Origin of the sequence: Streptomyces sp. AC602_WCS936 (assembly GCF_019049125.1) — a bacterium.
Classification (GTDB): Bacteria; Actinomycetota; Actinomycetes; order Streptomycetales; family Streptomycetaceae; genus Streptomyces.
In genome coordinates, this window is record NZ_JAGMUF010000031.1 from 1 (window position 1) to 20,193 (window position 20,193).

At 70.5% G+C, this 20,193-nt stretch carries 18 protein-coding genes and 1 pseudogene; 11 read left to right on the forward strand and 8 right to left on the reverse strand.

Annotation, left to right across the window (positions count from 1 at the left end):
• Positions 1-33: 33 nt before the first annotated feature.
• The 6 genes from KUM03_RS12495 to KUM03_RS38280 all read left to right on the forward strand — a co-directional run bounded on the left by KUM03_RS12495 (position 34) and on the right by KUM03_RS38280 (position 4,347).
• Positions 34-831 (forward strand): pyrimidine reductase family protein, encoded by a 798-nt coding sequence (locus tag KUM03_RS12495; RefSeq protein WP_217247110.1) that lies wholly within the window; start codon positions 34-36, stop codon positions 829-831.
• Positions 832-1,047: 216 nt separating this feature from the next.
• Entirely contained in the window at positions 1,048-1,521 is a 474-nt protein-coding gene (locus tag KUM03_RS12500) for an indole-3-glycerol phosphate synthase (RefSeq protein WP_217247111.1), read from the forward strand.
• Between the two features lie 103 nt (positions 1,522-1,624).
• On the forward strand, positions 1,625-3,022 hold the full coding sequence (murC, locus tag KUM03_RS12505; RefSeq protein ID WP_217247112.1) for a UDP-N-acetylmuramate--L-alanine ligase: 1,398 nt from the start codon (positions 1,625-1,627) through the stop codon (positions 3,020-3,022).
• Positions 3,023-3,036: 14 nt separating this feature from the next.
• Positions 3,037-3,444: a peptide-methionine (R)-S-oxide reductase MsrB gene (gene msrB, locus KUM03_RS12510; protein WP_217247113.1), complete on the forward strand. Its 408-nt coding sequence runs from the start codon at positions 3,037-3,039 to the stop codon at positions 3,442-3,444.
• Positions 3,445-3,631: 187 nt separating this feature from the next.
• On the forward strand, positions 3,632-4,018 hold the full coding sequence (locus KUM03_RS12515) for a type II toxin-antitoxin system RelE/ParE family toxin (RefSeq protein WP_217247114.1): 387 nt from the start codon (positions 3,632-3,634) through the stop codon (positions 4,016-4,018).
• A 23-nt stretch (positions 4,019-4,041) separates the two neighbouring features.
• On the forward strand, positions 4,042-4,347 hold the full coding sequence (locus KUM03_RS38280; RefSeq protein WP_308406309.1) for a helix-turn-helix transcriptional regulator: 306 nt from the start codon (positions 4,042-4,044) through the stop codon (positions 4,345-4,347).
• A 109-nt stretch (positions 4,348-4,456) separates the two neighbouring features.
• On the opposite strand, the gene KUM03_RS12525 is transcribed toward KUM03_RS38280, so the two are convergent.
• The 4 genes from KUM03_RS12525 to KUM03_RS12540 all read right to left on the reverse strand — a co-directional run bounded on the left by KUM03_RS12525 (position 4,457) and on the right by KUM03_RS12540 (position 12,282).
• Positions 4,457-5,359 carry a hypothetical protein gene (locus tag KUM03_RS12525; protein ID WP_217247116.1) on the reverse strand — a complete coding sequence of 301 codons (903 nt, stop codon included), beginning with the start codon at positions 5,357-5,359 and terminating at the stop codon, positions 4,457-4,459.
• Positions 5,356-9,687 (reverse strand): AAA family ATPase, encoded by a 4,332-nt coding sequence (locus KUM03_RS12530; RefSeq protein ID WP_217247117.1) that lies wholly within the window; start codon positions 9,685-9,687, stop codon positions 5,356-5,358. The genes KUM03_RS12525 and KUM03_RS12530 overlap by 4 nt, the downstream gene beginning before the upstream one ends.
• 385 nt (positions 9,688-10,072) lie before the next feature.
• Positions 10,073-11,524 (reverse strand): cell wall metabolism sensor histidine kinase WalK, encoded by a 1,452-nt coding sequence (locus KUM03_RS12535; protein WP_217247208.1) that lies wholly within the window; start codon positions 11,522-11,524, stop codon positions 10,073-10,075.
• A 14-nt stretch (positions 11,525-11,538) separates the two neighbouring features.
• Entirely contained in the window at positions 11,539-12,282 is a 744-nt protein-coding gene (locus tag KUM03_RS12540) for a response regulator transcription factor (protein ID WP_217247118.1), read from the reverse strand.
• Between the two features lie 99 nt (positions 12,283-12,381).
• Here KUM03_RS12540 and KUM03_RS12545 point away from each other — a divergent pair.
• From KUM03_RS12545 to KUM03_RS12565, 5 genes and pseudogenes are all read left to right on the forward strand, one after another.
• Positions 12,382-12,698 (forward strand): annotated as a pseudogene (locus KUM03_RS12545) (FAD:protein FMN transferase); the annotation flags it as partial.
• A 117-nt stretch (positions 12,699-12,815) separates the two neighbouring features.
• Positions 12,816-13,973, forward strand: a complete 1,158-nt coding sequence (locus KUM03_RS12550) for an ABC transporter ATP-binding protein (RefSeq protein WP_217247119.1) — start codon at positions 12,816-12,818, stop codon at positions 13,971-13,973.
• A complete protein-coding gene (locus tag KUM03_RS12555) occupies positions 13,970-14,677 on the forward strand; it encodes an ABC transporter permease (protein WP_217247120.1) in 708 nt (235 codons plus the stop codon). Before KUM03_RS12550 ends, KUM03_RS12555 begins: the two co-directional genes overlap by 4 nt.
• Entirely contained in the window at positions 14,674-15,339 is a 666-nt protein-coding gene (locus KUM03_RS12560) for an ABC transporter permease (RefSeq protein WP_217247121.1), read from the forward strand. Before KUM03_RS12555 ends, KUM03_RS12560 begins: the two co-directional genes overlap by 4 nt.
• Before the next feature lie 91 nt (positions 15,340-15,430).
• Complete coding sequence (locus KUM03_RS12565; protein ID WP_217247122.1) at positions 15,431-16,390, forward strand: ABC transporter substrate-binding protein; 960 nt, start codon at positions 15,431-15,433, stop codon at positions 16,388-16,390.
• 15 nt (positions 16,391-16,405) lie between these two features.
• Here the strand turns inward: KUM03_RS12565 and KUM03_RS12570 are convergent, their stop codons facing one another.
• The 4 genes from KUM03_RS12570 to KUM03_RS12585 are packed head-to-tail and all read right to left on the reverse strand — an operon-like array spanning position 16,406 to position 20,192.
• Positions 16,406-17,020 carry an ATP/GTP-binding protein gene (locus tag KUM03_RS12570; protein ID WP_217247123.1) on the reverse strand — a complete coding sequence of 205 codons (615 nt, stop codon included), beginning with the start codon at positions 17,018-17,020 and terminating at the stop codon, positions 16,406-16,408.
• Complete coding sequence (locus KUM03_RS12575; RefSeq protein ID WP_217247124.1) at positions 17,007-17,366, reverse strand: DUF742 domain-containing protein; 360 nt, start codon at positions 17,364-17,366, stop codon at positions 17,007-17,009. Before KUM03_RS12575 ends, KUM03_RS12570 begins: the two co-directional genes overlap by 14 nt.
• Position 17,367: 1 nt before the next feature.
• The gene (locus KUM03_RS12580; RefSeq protein ID WP_217247125.1) at positions 17,368-17,787 is read right to left on the reverse strand and encodes a roadblock/LC7 domain-containing protein; all 420 of its coding nucleotides are present in this window, start codon (positions 17,785-17,787) and stop codon (positions 17,368-17,370) included.
• Complete coding sequence (locus KUM03_RS12585) at positions 17,784-20,192, reverse strand: nitrate- and nitrite sensing domain-containing protein (protein ID WP_217247126.1); 2,409 nt, start codon at positions 20,190-20,192, stop codon at positions 17,784-17,786. The genes KUM03_RS12580 and KUM03_RS12585 overlap by 4 nt, the downstream gene beginning before the upstream one ends.
• Position 20,193: the final 1 nt, after the last annotated feature.

Here is a 20,193-nt window from a genome sequence, read left to right on the forward strand (position 1 = left end):
TTCGGGAACCCCGCGCGTGGAACACTGCACCGCATGCGACGCCTGTTCCCTGCCCCTGTGACCGATCCGACATCCGGCCCCGCGCCCGACGGGACCGAGCGGGAGTGGAGCCTGTCCGAGCTGGCCGCCGCCTACGCCTATCCCGAGCCGGACGGGCGGACGGGTACGGGCGCCTGGCTGCGGGCGAACATGGTCTCCACCCTCGACGGCGCGGCCCAGCACGACGGCCGCTCCCAGCCCATCTCCGGCGCTGCCGACATGCGTATCTTCGGCACCCTGCGCGCACTGGCGGACGTCGTGATCGCCGGCGCCGAGACCGTACGCCAGGAGGGGTACCGTCCCGCTCGCTCGCGCGCCGACTTCGCGGAGCTGCGCCAGGCGGCCGGCCAGGGCCCCGTGCCGGCCGTCGCCGTGGTCAGCGCGAGCCTGGAGCTGGACTTCTCGCTGCCGCTGTACACCTCACCGCTGGTGCCGACCCTGATCCTGACCGGCGCCGCCGCGGCCCCGGACCGGATCGCGGCCGCCGAGAGGGCCGGTGCCCGCGTGGTGATCGCCGGTGACGGCGTCGGCGTGGACCCGGCCCGCGCCGTCGACGCGCTGGTCGCGCTCGGGCACACCCGGCTGCTGACCGAGGGCGGTCCGCGGCTGCTCGGACAGTTCGTCACGGCCGGGGTCCTCGACGAGCTGTGCCTGACCGTCTCGCCGACGCTCACCGCCGGTGACGCGCAGCGGATCGCGGGCGGGCCCTCGGTCGAGGTGCCGCGGCGGTTCGTCCTGGAGTCCCTGTTGGAGGAGGAAGGTTTCCTCTTCAGCCGGTACCGGCGCGACTAGGACGTACCTCCCTCCGGCGGGCGGCGGCGGCCGGACATCGGTTCGGTCGTTACCGCGCTTCCGGGAATCGGCGGAATCTCCCGTTCCGTTTAGTCCGCGACGGGCACACTGAATCCGGCAGTACCCGTGCGATCACGGGGCAGGATGGTTTCCGCAGGGTCTGGTACGGCCTACGGAGGGTGGGCCCGCGGGCCCTCGGAGGAGAAGGGGCGCCTGGTGTTCACAAGCGTTTTGATGATCGAGAAGGCCATGACCTCCGCCGACGTGGAGTTCGTCACCACGCTGCACGGGGACGAGGAGGTCGCCTTCCACGTGCTGCTCCAGCCGCGCGGCGATCAGGCGGACCGGCTGCTGAGAGCCATCGACGACGTCGCGCTCGGCGAACTCGACGACGCCGTCCGGGAGGGCGAGACCCCGGAGGGCGAGGAGGCGCAGAGCGTCGGGCAGCGGGCCCTGGAGGTGTCCCTCACCGCCCTGCGCGCGTCCGGCGCCCGGGCGGAGGGCCGCCTGATCGAGGACCATCCGCTGGACGAGCTCAAGTCCCTGGTCCTGGAGACCGGAGCGGACGAGGTGATCGTCCTGACCGACCCGCACTACGTGGAGGAGTTCTTCCACCGGGACTGGGCCTCGCGGGCCCGCCACAAGGTCGGCGTGCCGGTCCTGAAACTGTTCTCCCACAGCAAGGCATAGGCTTGGGCCGCGCTCCCGCGGAGAAGGAGGGGGCGCGCCCACTAGCAGACCGCCCACGGACACCCGTCACGGACACCCGTCGCACCTCTGGGGAGAACAGCGCATGGCACCCGGCCTTCCTACCGCCATGGACCGACCGCACTTCATCGGCATCGGCGGCGCCGGAATGTCGGGCATCGCCAAGATCCTCGCCCAGCGGGGCGCCGCGGTGGCGGGCAGCGACGCCAAGGAGTCCGCGACCGCCGAGGCGCTGCGCGCGCTGGGCGCGACCGTGCACATCGGGCACGCGGCCGGGCACCTCGCCGACGACGCGACCTGCGTGGTCGTCTCCTCGGCGATCCGCGAGGACAACCCCGAGCTGGCCCGCGCCGCCGAACTGGGCATCCCGGTCGTCCACCGTTCCGACGCCCTCGCCGCCCTGATGAACGGCGCGCGCCCGCTCGCCGTCGCCGGCACCCACGGCAAGACCACCACCACCTCGATGCTGGCGGTCTCCCTGTCCGAGCTGGGCCTGAACCCGTCGTACGCGATCGGCGGCGACCTGGACGCCCCCGGCTCCAACGCCCTGCACGGCGACGGCGAGATCTTCGTCGCGGAGGCGGACGAAAGCGACCGCAGCTTCCACAAGTACGCCCCCGAGGTCGCCATCGTCCTCAACGTGGAACTGGATCACCACGCCAACTACGCCTCGATGGACGAGATCTACGAGTCCTTCGAGACGTTCGCCGGCAGGATCGTCCCCGGCGGCACCCTGGTGATCGCCGCCGACCACGAGGGCTCCCGGGAGCTGACCCGACGCCTGTCCGGCAAGGTGCGGACGGTGACGTACGGCGAGTCCGAGGACGCCGACGTGCGCATCCTGTCGGTCGTCCCGCAGGGCCTCAAGAGCGAGGTCACCGTCGTCCTGGACGGCACCGAGCTGACCTTCACCGTCTCAGTCCCCGGCCGCCACTACGCCCACAACGCCGTCGCCGCCCTCGCGGCGGGCGCGGCCCTCGGCGTCCCCGCCGCCGAGCTGGCCCCCGCGCTGGCCGCCTACACGGGCGTCAAGCGGCGCCTCCAGCTCAAGGGCGAGGCGGCCGGAGTCCAGGTCGTCGACTCCTACGCGCACCACCCCACCGAGATGACGGCCGACCTGGAGGCCATGCGCGCCGCCGTCGGCGACGCCCGCATCCTCGTCCTCTTCCAGCCGCACCTGTTCTCCCGCACCCAGGAGCTGGGCAAGGAGATGGGCCAGGCGCTGGCGCTGGCGGACGCCTCGGTCGTCCTCGACATCTACCCGGCGCGCGAGGACCCGATCCCGGGCGTCACCAGTGAGCTGATCATCGAGGCGGCCCGCGCCGCGGGCGCCGACGTCACGCCGGTGCACGACAAGGCCGAGTCGCCCGCGGTGGTCGCGGGAATGGCGAAGGCCGGTGATCTCGTTCTCACCATGGGCGCGGGCGATGTCACCGACCTCGGACCGCGCATCCTGGACGAGCTGTCGAGCAAGGCGAAGTAAGGGGCTGAGGACTCATGTCGTACGACGTCGAGAAGCCGGACGAGCAGTGGCGCGCGGAGCTGGCACCGGCCGAGTACGCCGTGCTGCGCCAGGCCGGCACCGAACCCGCCTTCACCGGTGAGTACACCGACACCAAGACCGAGGGCGTCTACTCCTGCCGCGCCTGCGGCGCCGACCTGTTCACCTCGCAGACCAAGTTCGAGTCGCACTGCGGCTGGCCGTCCTTCTTCGACCCGAAGGACACCGACGCGGTCGAGCTGATCGAGGACCGTTCGCACGGCATGGTCCGCACGGAGGTGCGGTGCGCCCGGTGCGGTTCGCACCTCGGGCACGTGTTCAAGGGCGAGGGCTACCCGACCCCGACGGACCAGCGGTACTGCATCAACAGCATCTCGCTGCGGCTGGCGCCGGTGGAGGACTGAGTCGTTCTCTCTACCGCCCGGCCTCGGCCGCACGTTGGCTGGGGCCCGGCGTGTCGCAGGTCAGTCCGCAGCGCTCGCGTAGTCGAGGATCCGCCCGTCAACCGTGCCGGCGCTTGGTTTCACTCTTTGAGCTGGCGATATAAGGATTTCCTTTTAGAGTTCGACGGCGTACGCTGAGATGCAGAGCATGAACTGGGAGATCAATCTTCATCCAGAGGTGGAGTTGTGGCTGCTGAAGCTTGCGGATGAAGACCCGGCTAGCGCCGATCTAGTTGAAGCGGCAATCGACATACTGGCCGAGTGCGGCCCGGCACTCGGACGGCCGCTCGTGGACCGTATTCACGCCAGCCGCATCCACAAGCTCAAGGAACTGCGTCCGGCGAGCGCGAGCCGTACGGAGGTGCGCATTCTGTTTGTGTTTGATCCCGAGCGTGAGGCGATCCTTCTCGTGGCGGGAGACAAGGCCGGTCGTTGGAGCCAGTGGTATGTCGATGCGATCCCGCTTGCCGAGGCTCGCTACGACGAGTACCTGGCTGATGTGCGAGGCGCGGGAAAGGACGGGGATGTCCGGTGAGCGGTCACAGTAGCTGGGCTGCGGTGAAGCGGCAGGTGCGCGAGGCCCGTCCCGAGGTCTCAGATGTGGAATGGGAGGATCGAAAGCAGGCGGCGCGGACCGCGACCGAAGCCTACATTCTCGGACATCACCTTCGTGAGATCCGTGAGGAGCAAGGCCTCACCCAGGCGCAGGTCGCTGCGTCGGTCGGTATCTCCCAGGCCCGGGTGTCGCAGATCGAGCGGGGCGAGATCCACAACCTGGAGACGATGCGCACGTATGCCGCGGCGCTGGGCGCTCGTATCACAGTGTCGATCGAGTACGGCGACCGGACCATCGGCGCCGCTTAGCAGTGCGGTACGGGCTCATGATCTGCCGACAGTTCCGTCGGTGCTCCGTCGTCTGCAGTGACTGCGTCGGGGTGTTGCCTGATGGAGTCTTCGCCAGATGGACCAGCGATCAGTTGGCGTCGGATCCGCGAATACCGGTGTCTTGGACGAGGTACGGCGCCAGCGCCGCGGCCACAACAGAGGACCGCAGATAGGGGGTCACTCGGTGGAAGTCGAAGGGGGCGATGCTGGCCGAGAGATCGAGATCGACCATAGGGAAGCGCCGCTTGAAGGGACGGGGGACGGCGACGATGTCCCCGTGATCGGACAGGTTGATCCACCGGTGCACCCCTGGAGGCCGTTCACCGGCGCCGGCAAGCGGAGCTGGTGACAGGCGATCGAAGACTCCGTGGCGGAGTGCGAGGGGGGAGCCGAGTGTCAGGAGCAGGTCGATCTCGAGTTCCGGGTGGGCATGGAGGGCCTCGTAGGCCACGACGCTTCCGAGAGAGTGGGCGATGACCACCCGAGCGCCCGTCGAGGAGATGACGCCTGCGACCTCCTCTCGCGCCGCAACGCGGGCAGCGTCGTCTGGCCCGCCGAGATAGCGCGCGACGTCGCGGAAGAACGTGGCGATGAACGCGCGGGTCAGACGGCCGTCGAGGCTCAGACGCTCGGAGATCGTGGAGGCGAGTTGCCGGAGCGGAACGGCCAGGCGTCCCTGAGCCGTTGCTGGTGGCGGGAGTCTCAGGCTCAAGGAGTCGTCCAGCAATTCTGCCCAGTGAGTGATGTCCTCGACCACGTGGGGATGCTCGCGCTCCAGCTGGTCGAAGTCCTCGGCACCTTGCGCGACGGGCCTGCCGAGGTGCAGGTGGTGGGCGTAGTAGGCGTACGTGACAGGGACGTGCTCGGCGGCTGTGCCCAGACCGATGGCGAGGTCCTTGGCCCAGACGGCTGAGCGAGCGGTGACGACATCGGCAGGTGAGAGGGCGGACCGGTAGTGGCCCACACCGTGTACGGCCACAAAGGCGGTCATCGGATGTTTGTTCCTGGGTCGGGAGTCGGAATCGGGCGTACCTGGACCTGGTCGCGCGGTGAAATGTGGATGATGTCCGGGCCCACTCCGATGTACAGGGCGCCGTCGGGGGCGATGGCGATGGCGAACACGGTGTCGGGGAACCAGAAGACATCGGCCTGCCTCCCGTCTCGCAGGTCCCACAGCCGCAGGGACCGGTCGAGACCGCCGGTGTAGAGGTGCGGGTGTCCGTCGACCAGGACCGGGAGTGCGGCGAAGACGGCACGAGTGTGGCCGGTCAGCGTGAATGTCCGGGCAGTGTCGAGTGCGGTTACGCGAACCTCGCCACGGTCGTCACCGCTGACAGCGTACGGCTGCCCGCCGAGGTCGACGGCGGCGACGGTGTGGACGGCGACAGGGTGTCTGGTGACGAGCTGCGGCAGGGGCGGGCCCAGCACGCGTGCGGACCGGACGTGGCCGGAGTGGTATCCGGCCAGGACGCGGGTGGCGGAGGCTGCCAGACAGGTAGCGGATACGGGAACAGGGACTGTCATTCCTCCCCATTCTTTGATGGTCCTGGTTTCGGACGGCGCGAGCAGGACGCGCTCAGGTTCGCCTCTCCACGCAGGGTCCGTCACGTCGACGTCAGGCCAGCGGGACATCCGGTACAGGTGATCGGCGGTGGCTATCGCGACCTCACCTCTGTTGGAGGCATAGACGATGTGCCGGGCGCCCTCGATGGTGATGGTGACGATCGCGGCGGCACCTGAGCCGTCGCCCAGATCGCGTCGTTCCAGATGCTTCTCAGTCGTGTTCGTGTCCCACAGGGCGACCCCGTCGTGTGCGCACGAGGCGACGATCCGAGGATGTTCGCCGCCCTCCAGGACTGCGATGCCGGTGGCTTGGTCCGGCAGCGGAAAGTCTGCGTGGTGCAGCAGCGTGATCCGCTGCCCGACCGCACCGTCCGCGGTCCACAGTGCCATGCTTCCGTCCTCGCTGCACGAGACCAGACGGCCGTCGGGGAGCACCGTCAGACAACTGATGGAGTGAGTGTGCCCGGGGTGGCGTTGCGGCACCTCCTCTCCAGATGCGTCCGAGACGCGGACGGTACCGCCGTTACTGGCAGTGAGGATTCGAGTCCGATGCGGTTCGGACACGACCGCGACTCGGGTGATCGCAGTGGTGTGGCTGACGATCTGCCGTGCACTGCTGCCGTCCAGCGGATTCAGCTGTGCGACACCGTCCTCGCCGGCACTGAGGAGGTACATGGACCCATCCAGCAAGGCGGTGGCGAGATCGGAGACGGCGTCGGCATGAGGACTCTTCTCGTTGAGGAGTTCCAGGAACTCGTCGCCGATCCAGACGGTTCCGTCTCGATCGCCCGCGACCGGCTCCGGACCGTGCCCCAGATCGAGGTAGCGGTAGCACGACAGCCGCTCCCAGTTGGTGTGCGGCAGTTCGACCTCCTCGCCACGGACGGTCAGGACCTTGACCCAATTGTCGTAGCAGGCCACGACACAGTCGCCCCTGCCGTCGACGGAGACGCGGGACAGGTGCCACACATGGCCATTGACAGCGGACAGGTGTGTGGCGGCGAGCGGAGCCCCGGTGGCGAGTTCCCAGTAGCGGATCACCCGGTCCTCACCCGCGCTGGCCACTGAGGGGACACCCTCGTAGCGCACGCCCACCATCGACCAGATCGGACCCGTATGGGCCGGGGCGGTCCACAGGAGATGTCCTGTGGCCAGGTCCCATCCCCGCAGCTCGCCGCTGTCGCAACCAGTCACTGCCAGATGGCGGCCGTCCGCTGTCCCGGCCACCACGCCTCCCACTGGAGCACCGTGGTCCCCGAGCTCGAGCGTTGTCGTTGCGGAGTCGAGGTCCCACAGCCGCGCCGTTCCGTCCTGACCAGCTGTCAACGCGTGGGGGCGGCCGGACATCTCGAGGGTTGTCAGGTCCCAGATCCTGCCGCGGTGCCCGGTCAGTGTGGTCAAGAGGTTGGTGTGCAGTGGCCGGCCGGCGGTCCAAGCGATGTGACGGCCGGTGTCCTGCGTGAGGTCTGCCGCGAGCTGCCATTTCTGGTGCCGTGCCGCGTCGACAGCCAGGATGTCGCGCCGCTGCCCGGGCGGACCGTCGTGGTGGGCTCCGTACGACGTCAGATAGACCGCTCCGTGAGGGCCGTGTTCACTGTGGTAGAGCTCCTGGGCCAGCGGGGCCGGGTCCGCGTGAACCAGGTATTCGCTGTCCTTGAGGAGTTCGTCGAGCCTGCCGGCGAGCGCGGCGTGGCGCGCCCCGTGCCGCAGCAGATACGGCTCGGCGGTCGCCCACCGGCGGTGGCCGGAGCCGCTCGTTCCCACCGTCGAGAGCAGGCGTTCCCAGACCGTGAGCGCGTCCAGGACAGGATGTTCGCGGAGCCGGTCGGTGAGCCCTTGATGGAAGAGCCGATAGAGCGGAGCGCCTTGACGATCGACGTTGCGCCGTATGTAGAAACGCGCGGTCCGGAGCAGATCAGCGGTTGGTGCCTGGTCCTCCCCGGCCGGAGCCGGACAGGGGTTCGCGACCTGGGCGAGAAGGTCCTCTGGCATTCCCGCGCCCTCTGCCCATGCCAGCGCGGCCAGTAGCTCGTGCAGGCCCGGTCGGGGATCAAGACGGAGATGTAGGTCGAGGACCGCATCAAGCGTACGGGGCACGTCACTGCCCAGGTGCTCGGCCTGCTCGGTCGTCGCCGGCGGTGACATCTGTTCCTGGAGGAGCCTTAGATAGAGCCCGGCGACAAGGAACTCGCCCCACTCGCGTGACCCGCTCAACAAGGCTTCGGCCAGCGCACCGCCCAAGCTTTCGGCTGCCGCGAGTGAGCACCACGGCGATACGCCGGGAAGCAGCGGGCGCAGCACCCGCAGTACGAACTGTGCCAGGTCTTTGCGGAGTCGCTGGGGCGACACCTTGTCCAGGTCGATCAGCCCATCGCACGCCCGGGCCGCCTCGATGAGCGGCCGTGGGGCCGCTTCCGGACGGGTCGCGACGAGCATCCTGCACAGCGGTCCCCCGTCCGACCGCCGAATGGATGCCAATGGCAGCAGCACGGCGCTGACCAGGTCGGCCGGGTGCTCGGCTTCGTCCACCGCGTCCATGACGAGATAGGGGGGTACGGGCTTGGCCCGCAGTGACGTGACCAGTCGGTCCGTTGTCCACGTCGTTGCGTCGCCGGGAGAACCGAGCTCCCACTGGGTGGCGAGCGAGGTGAGGATCTCCGGGACACCGCGCCGTCGCGCGTGCACGATCGCGAGCTCGTCGGTGGTCTCGTGAATGTCGCCGCCCGATGGCCGCCACAACTGCTCGGTGGTCTCATGCAGCGCCGGATGCGCGGCGCACACGAAGGTGCCGATCAGCGCGGATTTGCCGACCCCTGGTACGCCGGTGACCACGCGCAATGAGGGCCCGTGGCCGTCCAACCAGTGCGCCAGTTGGCGGAGTTCGTCGGTTCGTCCAGTGAAGGACGGAGAACCGAGGTCGCCGAAGGCGCTGCCGGCACCATGTGCCCGGATCACGAAGTGGCGGGCGTCGGCCACTTCATCGAGGAGGGTGAACACAGCAGAATCCACACCGGTGAGCCAGTGAGTGTCGGCCGGTTCGTATCGAGGGTTGGCGAAGAACCTCAGATGCGACAGGTCTGCACCGAGCGCGGCCAGTGGCCGCTCGACGGATTGCGGATAGAGGGATGTGCTCCGCGATTCCACATGGAGAGCCACTTCGCGGCAGAACCGGGAGATCGGGATATACGGCACCGATGTGTCGAGCTTCAGGGCACCGGAGGCGAAGCCACGGAGCACCTCGTCGACGGCGGCGCTCAGTCGGCCGTCATAGGCGTCCTGCTCAGAGTGGCAGGCGGCGAGTACCCAGACACGGCGATGCTCCGGCCGGACCAGCGACCGCAGGTGCTCGGTCACCACGGCGCCGGAATGGCACAGATCGAGGATTAGCAGAACGGCCGGATCGGCGTTGCCGTCCGTGTCTTGGTTCTCCGCCATGTTGACCCAACGGGCCAGTTCCTCGGTGAGGTGGCCGTCCCCGCCCACCACCTGGATGCCGTGACCGTTGCGGGTCGGTGCTCCGTGCGTGAGGAGATGAATGACGGTGAAGTCGGCCTCGCTGCTGACGGCCCGAGTCAGGGCGTCGCCCAGCGCGTCGGCAGTGGACGCGGGGTCGTGATCGGGCTCCAGGAGGACATAGGCGTAATCCTTCTCCAGTGTCCTACTCACCCGTCGCGCGTGTGGTGCCGCGTAGGTGAGTTGTTGCCACTGCGGGAGTGAGTCGTCGGCGGGGTCCGCGGCGGGTCCTTCGATGCCCACGACCAACGCCTGACGCCGCATGTCGTATCCCCCCACCCTTGCGAAATCCCCTGGGTTTCCGATGCATTGTGCCAGTCGACGGCCGTTCCGAGCCGGGCTTCAGTAACGGCGGGTCATGTCGGCGAGCGGGTCAGAGCGGATTGAGCCCTGTTGAACGGCCGGCAGACGAGCCGCTCGAAGGGCTGGCTGCCGATGGTTCGCTTGGACTGGTCCGGCCGTCACGTGAACCCTCGTCATGCGCATCACGCGCTACCGATATTGGTGAAGGCGCGGAACCAGTCTTGAGAAGGCGCAGGCTGAGCGAGCAGGTATGAACGTCGTGGCGTACCTGGTGCACGCGGCGACGCGGCAGAGGCGACGAGCGATGCCATAGAGGAGCAGTTCGTTATCCGACCTCGACCGACCAGCCGGCGGCGGCCGGGAGCGTCACGGTGAACACCGTCGTGCCCGGCTCGCCGCCGAGCCCGATGGTGCCGCCGTGCGCCCGCACCAGCGACCCGGCGACGGCGAGCCCGAGCCCGCTGCCGCCCCGGTCGCGGCTGCGGGCCTTGTCGACGCGGTAGAAGCGGTCGAAGATCCGTTCCCGGTCGGCGGCCGGGACGCCCGGCCCCGTGTCCGCGACGGCCACCGTCACGCGGTCGTCCGCCGCCGCGACCGTGACCGCCACCTTCGTGCCCGGCGGGGTGTGCACGGCCGCGTTGGTCAGCAGGTTGTCGAGCACCTGCCGGATGCGTTGCGGGTCCATGCGCAGCTTCACCGCCGCCGGTCCGGCCGTCACCGTCAGCGGATGCTCCGGGTGACCGGCGCGGAAGGCGTCGGCCGCCTGCCGCACCAGCTCCGTCAGGTCCGCGTCCTCCCACCGCAGCGGCGCCTCCACCTCGGCCGCGTCCAGCCGGGCGAGCAGCAGCAGGTCGTCGAGGAGCACGCCCATCCGGGCCGCCTCTGCGCGCAGCCGGGCCAGGTGCCGCTCCCGTTCCCCGGGCTCGTTGGCCGCCGCGTACTGGAACAGGTCGGCGTAGCCCCGCACCGACATCAGCGGGGTGCGCAGCTCGTGCGAGGCGTCCGCGACGAACCGGCGCAGCCGCTGCTCGGCCTCGGCCCGTACCGCGAGCGCGTCGTCGATGTGCTCCAGCATCGTGTTGAACGCCGTCCGCAGCTCCGCCACCTCCTGCCCGCCGTCCCGCCCGTCCACCCTGAGCGGCAGCCGGGCGGCGGACTCGCTCAGGTCGTGCGAGGCGATGCCGTGCGCCGTGCTCGCCATGTCGCTCAGCGGCTTCAGCCCGCGCCGCAGCATCCGCCGCCCGGACACCACCAGCGCCAGCAGCACCAGACCGAAGGCGATCACCTGCACCGTGATCAGCTGCTCCACGGTGTCCTCGACGTCCCCCATGGGAGCGGCGCTCACCAGCACCACCCCGGGCTCCACCTCGCAGGCGCGCAGCAGGTAGGGGCCGTGTCCGTCGATCCGCACGGTGCGGGTGATGTCTTCGTCCGAGCGGGCCATGGTCTGCGCGAGGGCGGTGAGCGCGCGGCTGTCCGCCGGCACCTCGGCGGGCGTGCGCAGGTCCGCCGAGCCGCCGGAGACGTCGTACACGGCGGTGTACCAGCCGTAGTACGGCTTGCGCCGCACCGTGCCGTGCGCCGCCGCGTCCTTGGACTGCACGACCTGCACCAGCTTCATCTGGTCGGCGAGCTGCCGCTCCAGGTAGTCCCGCATGTACGCGGTCAGCACGGTGCCGACCACGGCGAACACCACCAGCGACAGCACGCCCAGGCCCAGCGCCAGCCGGGTCCCGAGCCGCAGCCCCCGGTAGGCCCGCCACCAGCGCCGTATCACCGGGCCGGGACGTATCACCGGGCCGCCTGCCGGATCACGTAGCCGAAGCCCCGCACGGTCCGGATCAGCGGCTCGGTACCGTCGGAACCGGGAGCGGCGTCGTCCAGCTTGCGGCGCAGGCGGCTGACGACCAGCTCCACGACGTTGGACCGGCCGCCGAAGCCGTACTCCCACACGTGGTCGAGGATCTGCGCCTTGGTGAGCACGGTCGGCGACTTGCGCATCAGATAGCGCAGCACCTCGTACTCGGTCGGCGTCAGCGACAGCCGCCGCTCGCCCCGGCGCACCTCACGGGTGTCCTCGTCCATCGTCAGGTCCGCCACCCGCAGCACCGACCGCTGGAAGTCCGGCCCGGCACTGCGCCGCAGCACGGTCCGCAGCCGGGCCATCAGCTCCTCCACCGCGAACGGCTTGACCAGGTAGTCGTCACCGCCCCGGGTCAGCCCCGCCACCCGGTCGGCCACCCCGTCGCGCGCGGTGAGGAACACCACCGGCACCATCGTGCCCGAGCGCCGCAGCCCGTCCAGCACGCCGAAGCCGTCGACGTCCGGCAGCATCAGGTCCAGCACCACGATGTCCGGCCGGAAGTCACCGGCCAGTCGCAGCGCCTGCTCGCCGGAGTTCGCGGTGACCGCCTCCCAGCCCTCGTAACGGGCGACCGTGGCCACGAGATCGGCGATGGGCGGGTCGTCGTCCACCACGAGCAGTCGTACTTTTTCCACCCGCTCATACTGCGCCACCGGCCGCCCGCGACCCATACCGCGAAGACGCCCACCGCCTGATCGACAAGTACTTGAAAGTCGCCCGACAGGAAAACGACAGGTCGGCCGGGTGCAGCAGCTTTCTGCCGTGACCACCGGCTGGACCGCGGGGAAGTGGCACGGGGCAGTGCGGAGTTGCGGGGGGTGCTCGACCTCTGCGAGGAGTACCGGGTCGCCACCGGCGGCGCCTTCGACGTCCGGCTCCCGGACCGGCGCATGGACGGGCGACCGGACTGCTCGGCGTGACCGTCGTGGCGCCGACCCTCACGGAGGCGGACGCGGTCGCGACGGCGGCGTTCGCCATGGGCGCGGAGGGCGTCGGGTGGGCCGCCGCGCGGGACGGCTGCGAGGTGTTCGCGGTGGACGCCGGGCGGCGGGTGCTGCGTACGGCTGGACTGCCTCTCGCGGGGTAGGGGAGGGGCCTCACACGGTCGCCACGGTTCCGTGACACCGGACGTCTAGACTCTCCCGGCAACGAACCGTAGCGACCTGGCCAGAACTTCCCGCCCACCCGAAGGGTATTCGGCGTTTTGATACGGATGGACTCAGTCACCAAGCGGTACCCGGACGGCACCGTGGCGGTCGACCGGTTGTCGCTGGAGATACCCGACCGCTCGATCACGGTCCTCGTCGGACCGTCGGGCTGCGGCAAGACGACGACCCTGCGGATGATCAACAGGATGGTCGAGCCCACCGAGGGCACCATCTCCCTCGACGGCGCCGACCTCCAGCGGCAGCCGGTCACCACGCTGCGCCGGTCGATGGGGTACGTCATCCAGAACGCCGGTCTCTTCCAGCACCGGACGATCCTCGACAACATCGCCACCGTCCCCCGCATGATCGGCTGGGGCAGGCAGAAGTCCCGGGAGCGGGCGGCCGAGCTGATGGAGCGGGTGGGGCTCGACGCGTCCCTCGCCAAGCGGTACCCGTACCAGCTCTCCGGCGGCCAGCAGCAGCGGGTCGGCGTGGCGCGGGCGCTCGCCGCCGACCCGCCCGTGCTCCTCATGGACGAACCGTTCTCCGCCGTCGACCCCGTGGTCCGCAAGGGTCTCCAGGACGAACTCCTGCGCATCCAGGACGAGCTGGGCAAGACCATCGTCTTCGTCACCCACGACATCGACGAGGCCATCAAGCTCGGCACCGTGGTCGCGGTGATGCGCACCGGCGGGCGGCTCGCCCAGTTCGCACCGCCCGCCGAGCTGCTGTCGAATCCGGCGGACGACTTCGTCGAGGACTTCCTCGGCGCCGACCGGGGCATCCGGCGGCTGTCCTTCTTCACCTCCGAGGGCCTGGAACTGACGGCGGGCCCGGTCGTGCGCGTGGACGCGACGGCCGAACAGCTCGCCGTGCCCGACGCCCCGTACCTGCTGGTGACCGACGCGGAGGGCCGCCCGCTGGGCTGGGCCGAGCCGACGGACCTGACCGCCGGCGACATCGCGGCCGAGCGGCTGCTGCCGTACGGGCGGCCCTTCGTGCCCGGCACCGACTCGTTGCGGGCCGCCCTGGACTGCGCGGTGCTCTCGCCCACCGGCTGGGCGGTCGCCGTGGACTCCGACGGGCGGGTGACCGGCGTCGCCTCCCAGCAGACCATCGGCGAGGCGATCCGCACCGCCCACGGCGCGGCGTCGGACGGCGACGCACCGGCCGCGGGCGTGGGGCGTGCCGATGTCACGAAGGCCGCCCCGTGAACGGCTTCTTCGACATCCCGAGCGATCTCGACAACACCTACTTCGGCCTGATCGGCCTGCACCTGCGCGAGGCGCTGCTGCCGGTCCTCGCCGGGCTGCTGGCCGCGCTGCCCATCGCCCAGCTGTGCGTGCGGTTCCGCTGGCTGTACCCGCCCGTGCTCGGCGTGACCACCGTGTTCTACGCCATCCCGTCGCTGGCGGTCTTCGTCGTCCTCATCGACTACACCGGCCAGACCGAGCTGACGGTGATGATCCCGCTGGCCGTCTACAGTCTCGTGGTACTCGTCCCGGCCATCGTCGACGGCGTGCGGTCGGTGCCCGAGGAGACCCTGGCCGCGTCGACCGCCATGGGCTTCGGGCCCGTACGGCGCTACCTCCAGGTGCAGTTGCCGATCGCCGTGCCCGCGATCCTCGCCGGGCTGCGGGTGGCCGTGTCCGCCAGCATCTCCCTGGTCAGCGTCGGTGCCCTCATCGGCAACCAGGGCGCCCTCGGCAACCTGCTCGCGGACGCCCAGAAGTACGGCCGTCCCGAACTGGCGGTCAACTCCGTCCTCACCACCGCCGTACTGGCGATCCTGTGCGACGCGGCCCTCGTCCTGGTCCGCAACCTGCTGACGCCGTGGATGCCGCGCGGCAAGAGCGGTGGGCGCCGCCCGAAGAAGGCCGCCGCGCGGCCCGAGTCCCAGGAGGCGGCCGCCCGGTGAACGTCCTCAACTTCGTCAACGCCTTCTTCAGCGACGGCGCCCACTGGCACGGCTACGACGGCATTCCACAACGCCTGCTGGAGCACGTCCAGTACACGCTGATGGCGCTCGGCATCGCCGCCGCGATCGGGCTGCCCGTCGGGCTGCTGACCGGGCACACCGGACGCGGCGGCAACGCCGTCGCCTTCGTCGCCACCGCCGCCCGCGCGCTGCCCAGCTTCGGCCTGCTGGTGCTCATCGCCGTCTCCGTGGGCATCGGCCTGCTGCCGGTGATGATCCCGCTGGTCGTGCTCGCGATCCCACCGATCCTGGTGACCACCTACGAGGCGGTCCGCTCCGTCGACCCCGCCCCGGTGGACGCCGCACGGGGCATGGGCATGCACGAGTCGGGCATCCTCTTCCGGGTCGAACTGCCCGTCGCCCTGCCGCTGGTGCTCAGCGGGCTGCGCTCGGCCGCCATCCAGGTCGTGTCGACGGCCACCATCGCCGCGTACGTCAGTCTCGGCGGGATCGGCCGGTACATCATCGACGGCCTCTACCAGCGCGACTACGAGAAGGTGGTCGGCGGCGCGACCCTGGTCGCCCTGCTGGCACTGGTCACGCTCGCGGCGTTCTGGGCGGTGGGGCGGCTGGCGGTGTCGCCGGGGGTGCGCAGGCGCTGACCCCCTCGGACACCTGTCGGACACCCATGGGGAACAAACCGTAACCAGGCCGTTCTTGACTGACCTGTGAATGGCTCGTTTGGATCGACGGATGACTTCTACCGCGAAGAGCAGCAGGTCCAGGACGAGGCACACCGGCGCGGCGGCCGTCGCGCTCACCGCCGCTGCGGCGCTGCTCGCGGGCTGTTCCTCCTCCGACGACACCTCCGACAACCCCCTGGCCGGGGAGAAGGCGGAGGCCGGCACCGTCGTCGTCGGCTCGAACAACTTCGCCGAGAGCACCCTGCTCGCCGACATCTACGGCGAGGCGCTCAAGGCCAAGGGCCTCAAGGTCACCTACAAGCACAACATCGGCAGCCGGGAGACGACGTACGGCCTGATGAAGAACGGCTCGGTCACCGTGCTGCCCGAGTACAACGGCGCGCTGCTCGCCTACCTCGACCCGGAGGCCGAGCAGAAGTCCACCGAGGCGGTCAACGAGGCGGTGAAGGCCAAGCTCGACAAGAAGCTGACGCTGCTGGAGTCCTCGCCGGCCCAGAACAAGGACTCGGTCAGCGTCAACGCCGAGACCGCGAAGAAGCACGGCCTCACCGCCGAGTCGACCCTCGCCGACCTCAAGGACATAGCGCCGGACCTGGTCATCGGCGGCTCGCCCGAGTTCCAGACCCGGCAGCAGGGGCTCAAGGGCCTGGAGTCCGTGTACGGACTGAAGTTCAAGTCCTTCAAGGCGCTCGACGCGGGCGGCCCGCTGACCCAGTCGGCGCTGACCAAGAACACCGTGCAGGCGGCGGACATCTTCACCACCGACCCGACCATCATCAAGGAGAAGTTCGTCGTCCTGAAGGACCCGGAGAACCTCTTCGGCTACGCGAACGTCACCCCGCTCGTCCACAAGGAAGGCCTGTCCCAGGAGGGCGTCGACACGCTGAACGCGGTCTCCGCCAAGCTGGACACCGAAACCCTCCTCGACCTGGACGCCCAGGTGCAGCTGGACAAGAAGGACCCGCTGGACGTCGCCAAGGCGTGGCTGGAGTCCGCCGGTCTGAGCTGACCGCCGTACGCCCCGTCACGACGCCGCGGCCTCGGCCGCGGCGTCGATCAGCTGGTCGACCAGGGCGATGAGGACGTCCCGGCTGGAGGCCCGTTCCCGCGCGTCGCACAGCAGCACCTTCACGTGCTCCGGCAGCGCCAGCGCCTCCCGGATCTCCTCGGCCGGATACGGATGCCGCCCGTGGAAGCCGTTCACGCCGACGACGAACGGAATGCCGCGCCGCTCGAAGAAGTCGACGGCGGCGAAGCTCGACTCGGGCCTGCGGACGTCGACCAGCACCACCGCGCCCAGCGCCCCGATCGCCAGGTCGTTCCACATGAACCAGAACCGCTGCTGACCGGGCGTGCCGAACAGGTACAGCACCAGCTCCCGGCCGATGGTGATCCGTCCGAAGTCCAGGGCGACCGTCGTGGCCCGCTTCTCCTCGATTCCGGCGAGGTCGTCGACGTCCAGCCCCGCCGCGGTCAGCGGCTCCTCGGTGCGCAGCGGGGCGATCTCGCTCACCGAGCCGACCATGGTGGTCTTCCCGACGCCGAAGCCGCCGGCGATCAGGATCTTCACCGCCTCGGGCGCGGCCGGGGCGGAGGCGGGTGCCGTGGGCGCCTCGGCGGCGCCGTCAGAGCCGGCCAAGGCCGTCCCTCACTTTCTGCAGCAGGTCCAGGTCCGGGGTGGCGCGGTCGACCGGGTGCGGTGGCCGGGCGGTGATCCGGCCGGCCTCCAGCAGGTCCGAGAGCAGGATGACGACCACGCTCACCGGCAGGTCGAGGCGGGCCGCGATCTCCGCCACGGCGAGCGGCTCGGCGCACAGCCTGAGGATCCGCCGGTGTTCGGGCTGCGGCCGTGCGGCACGGGCGGGCTGCGGGTCGGCGGCGGTCACCGTCGTGATGAGCGTGAAGTCGGCGCGGCTGGGCCGGGTCCGGCCGCCGGTCAGTGTGAACGGCCGTACGAGCCGGCCCCCGGCGTCGCCTCCGGTCACGTCACTCGCCGGGGCCGGCGGTGGCCCGAGGTGCCGCGCTCAGGTGCTCGCCGATCTTTTTCACCAGCATGTTCATCTGGTACGCCACCACGCCCACGTCGGCGCCCGGACCGGTCAGCACGACCAGGTGGGCGCCGGGTCCCGCCGAGGTGAGTATCAGGTAGCTGTTGGCCATCTCGATGAGCGCCTGCCGCACCGGGCCGCCGCGGAAGTCCATGCTGACGCCCTTGCTGAGGCTCATCAGACCCGACGCGGTCGCCGCCAGCCGCTCGGCGTCGTCGCGCAGGAAGCCGGTGGACTTGCTGACGACCAGCCCGTCCTCGGAGAGCACCACGGCCTGGTTCACGTCGGCGACCCGCTCCACGAGTCCGGTGAGCAGCTGGTCCAGCTCGCTGTGCGTGGCGGGGGAGGGTCGGGTCATGGCGTGTCCTTCGTCGGCGGTCGTCGGTCGGCGTTCGGGGTCGAGGTGGAGGGGGTGGAGGAGAGGACCCGTGCGTCGGGGTCGGAGTCGGAGTCGGCGTCGGCGTCGGTGACCGTCCCGGCGTCCGTGTCCTCGGCCTGGGCCCGGAGGGTGCCGCGCTGGAAGCCGGCGAGGGACGAGGCGGCGCGCTCGGCGGTGAAGTCGGCGTACGCGTCGGACTCGGCGTCCGGACCGTCCTGGCCGGTGCCGGGGGCGTCGTCGCGCAGCTCGGCGGCCAGGCTGGTCTGCGGCACCCGGCGGGGCAGCGGCGCCAGTCCGTTCCGATCGGCGGAGGCCGCTTGGGCCTGGGCCGGGGTGGGGGCGCCGGAACGGCTCACGGGTGCGATCCGGGCCGGTCGTGCGGGCTGGACGGACCGTTTCGCCGGGGCGGCGGGCGCCGGGGCAGGCCCGAAGGCGTCGTCCCCGCCGGCTCCGTCGGCCGGGTCACGCACCACGATGTCGTGCGGGACCAGCACGATCGCCGTGGTCCCGCCGTACGGCGAGGGGCGCAGCGTGACGGTGATGCCGTGCCGGTGCGCCAGCCGGGCGACGACGAACATGCCGAGTCTCAGGTCGTCGGCGAGCGCGACGACGTCGAACTGCGGCACCACCGCCAACTGGGCGTTGAACGAGGCGTAGTCCTCCTCCGACAGCCCGAGCCCGCGGTCCTCGATCTCGACGGCCAGCCCCTTGGCGACCAGCGCGGCCCGCACCCCGACCGGGTGGGGAGCGGGGGAGTAGGCGGTCGCGTTGTCGATCAGCTCGGCGAGCAGGTGGATCACGTCGGCCACCGCGGGCGGCGCGAGCGCCACCTCCTCCTCGGTGTGCAGCTCCACCCGCTGGTACTGGGCGACCTCGCCGACGGCGCTGCGCATGACGTCGACCAGCGAGACGGGCTCGCGCCAGGTGCGCCGGGGCTGCTCACCGGCGATGATGACCAGGTTCTCCTCGTAGCGGCGCAACTGGCTCGCCGTCGAGTCCAGTTCGTACAGGCCCTTCAGGATCTCCGGGTCGGTGTGCTCGCGTTCCAGTGCGTCCAGCCTGCCGAGTTGCATGTTGACGAGGTTCTGGCTCTGCCGGGCGATGCCGAGGATCACCTTCTGGAAGCCGCGCCGGGTGTCGGCGAGTTCGACGGCCGTGTGTACGGCGGTGCGCTGCGCGGTGTTGAACGCCTGGGCCACCTGCCCGAGCTCGTCGCGGCCGTAGTCCAGCGGCGGGGTAGCCGACTCCACGTCGACCTTCTCGCCCCGCTCCAGCCGGGCCACCACGTCCGGCAGCCGCTCCTCGGCCAGGCTCAGGGTCGCCAGCCGCAGCCCGCGCAGCCGCCGGGACAGCGAGCGGGTGATGCGCCAGGACATGCCGACGCACAGCAGCAGGGCGACCAGGCCGCCCGCGCTCAGGGCCGCCGCCTTGATCAGCAGCCCTTGCGCGTTCTCGGCACTGCGGTCGAGCAGTCCGCCGGTCTGCTGCCGGATCAGCTCCGCGTACTGGTCGGACACCTTCGCCAGCGCCCCGGTCCACCGCCGCTGCGCGTCCGGCAGGTCGATCCGGTCGCCCTCGCCCGCCGCGCGGGCCGCCAGCACCTGGTCCTCGACGGACTCCAGGGTCTGCCACTCGGGGCTCGTGAGGATGCGCTCGGTCTGCGTCTTGGCATCGCCGCTCAGGGAGGGGACGACCTGGTCCCGCACGAGCCAGCGCCGGGTGTGGACGAGCTGGGCGAACTGCGCCCACTCCTCCTCGTCCATCCGGCCGGACGGCCAGGACAGCGTGAGCCGGGCGTCCTCCTGGGACATCAGCTCGGCCGCGTGCTCCAGGGCGACCAGTGGCCCGGCCTGCGAGGTGAGGTCGCCGTCGTCGACCTGCGACAGTTCCTGGAAGGCGTGGATCTGTTCGTCGATGATCGAGGTGTACTGGCCGAGCGCCTGCTCGGGGGTGATGTCGTCGGGGTGGTCCACCTGGTTGCGGTAGTACTCGAGGCTGCCCACCGAGCCGAGTACCGAGTACATCCGGTCCGAGACCCGGTCGGGCGCGCGCTCGATCGCGTCGGACTGGCCGACGAGCTGGGCGACCGCCGCGTCCGTCCGCTCGCGCTGGGCGTCCAGGGCGGCCCGGGAGCCGCCCGGGCCGGCCAGCCAGGCCGCCGACAGGCTGCGCTCCTGTTGCAGTGCGAGGGTCGCCTCGGTGCCCATGGCGCCGGTGGAGCGGCTCAGCTCCGTCTGCGCGCGCAGCCGCAGGCCCTCCGAGAACATCTGGATCGTGGTCACCCCCCACACGGCGGCGAGGGTGACGCCGGGGACCAGGGCGAGGAGGATCAGGGAGAGACGTATGGAGCCGAGGCGGCGCCGGGCACCCTTCCGTGCAGACATC

Coding starts and splice junctions, on each gene's coding strand:
- KUM03_RS12495 (WP_217247110.1), top strand. CDS start 34: ATGCGACGCCTGTTCCCTGCCCCTGTGACCGATCCGACATCCGGCCCC.
- murC (WP_217247112.1), top strand. CDS start 1,625: ATGGCACCCGGCCTTCCTACCGCCATGGACCGACCGCACTTCATCGGC.
- msrB (WP_217247113.1), top strand. CDS start 3,037: ATGTCGTACGACGTCGAGAAGCCGGACGAGCAGTGGCGCGCGGAGCTG.
- KUM03_RS12515 (WP_217247114.1), top strand. CDS start 3,632: ATGAACTGGGAGATCAATCTTCATCCAGAGGTGGAGTTGTGGCTGCTG.
- KUM03_RS12525 (WP_217247116.1), bottom strand. CDS start 5,359: ATGACCGCCTTTGTGGCCGTACACGGTGTGGGCCACTACCGGTCCGCC.
- KUM03_RS12540 (WP_217247118.1), bottom strand. CDS start 12,282: ATGGGTCGCGGGCGGCCGGTGGCGCAGTATGAGCGGGTGGAAAAAGTA.
- KUM03_RS12565 (WP_217247122.1), top strand. CDS start 15,431: ATGACTTCTACCGCGAAGAGCAGCAGGTCCAGGACGAGGCACACCGGC.
- KUM03_RS12580 (WP_217247125.1), bottom strand. CDS start 17,787: ATGACCCGACCCTCCCCCGCCACGCACAGCGAGCTGGACCAGCTGCTC.
- KUM03_RS12585 (WP_217247126.1), bottom strand. CDS start 20,192: ATGTCTGCACGGAAGGGTGCCCGGCGCCGCCTCGGCTCCATACGTCTC.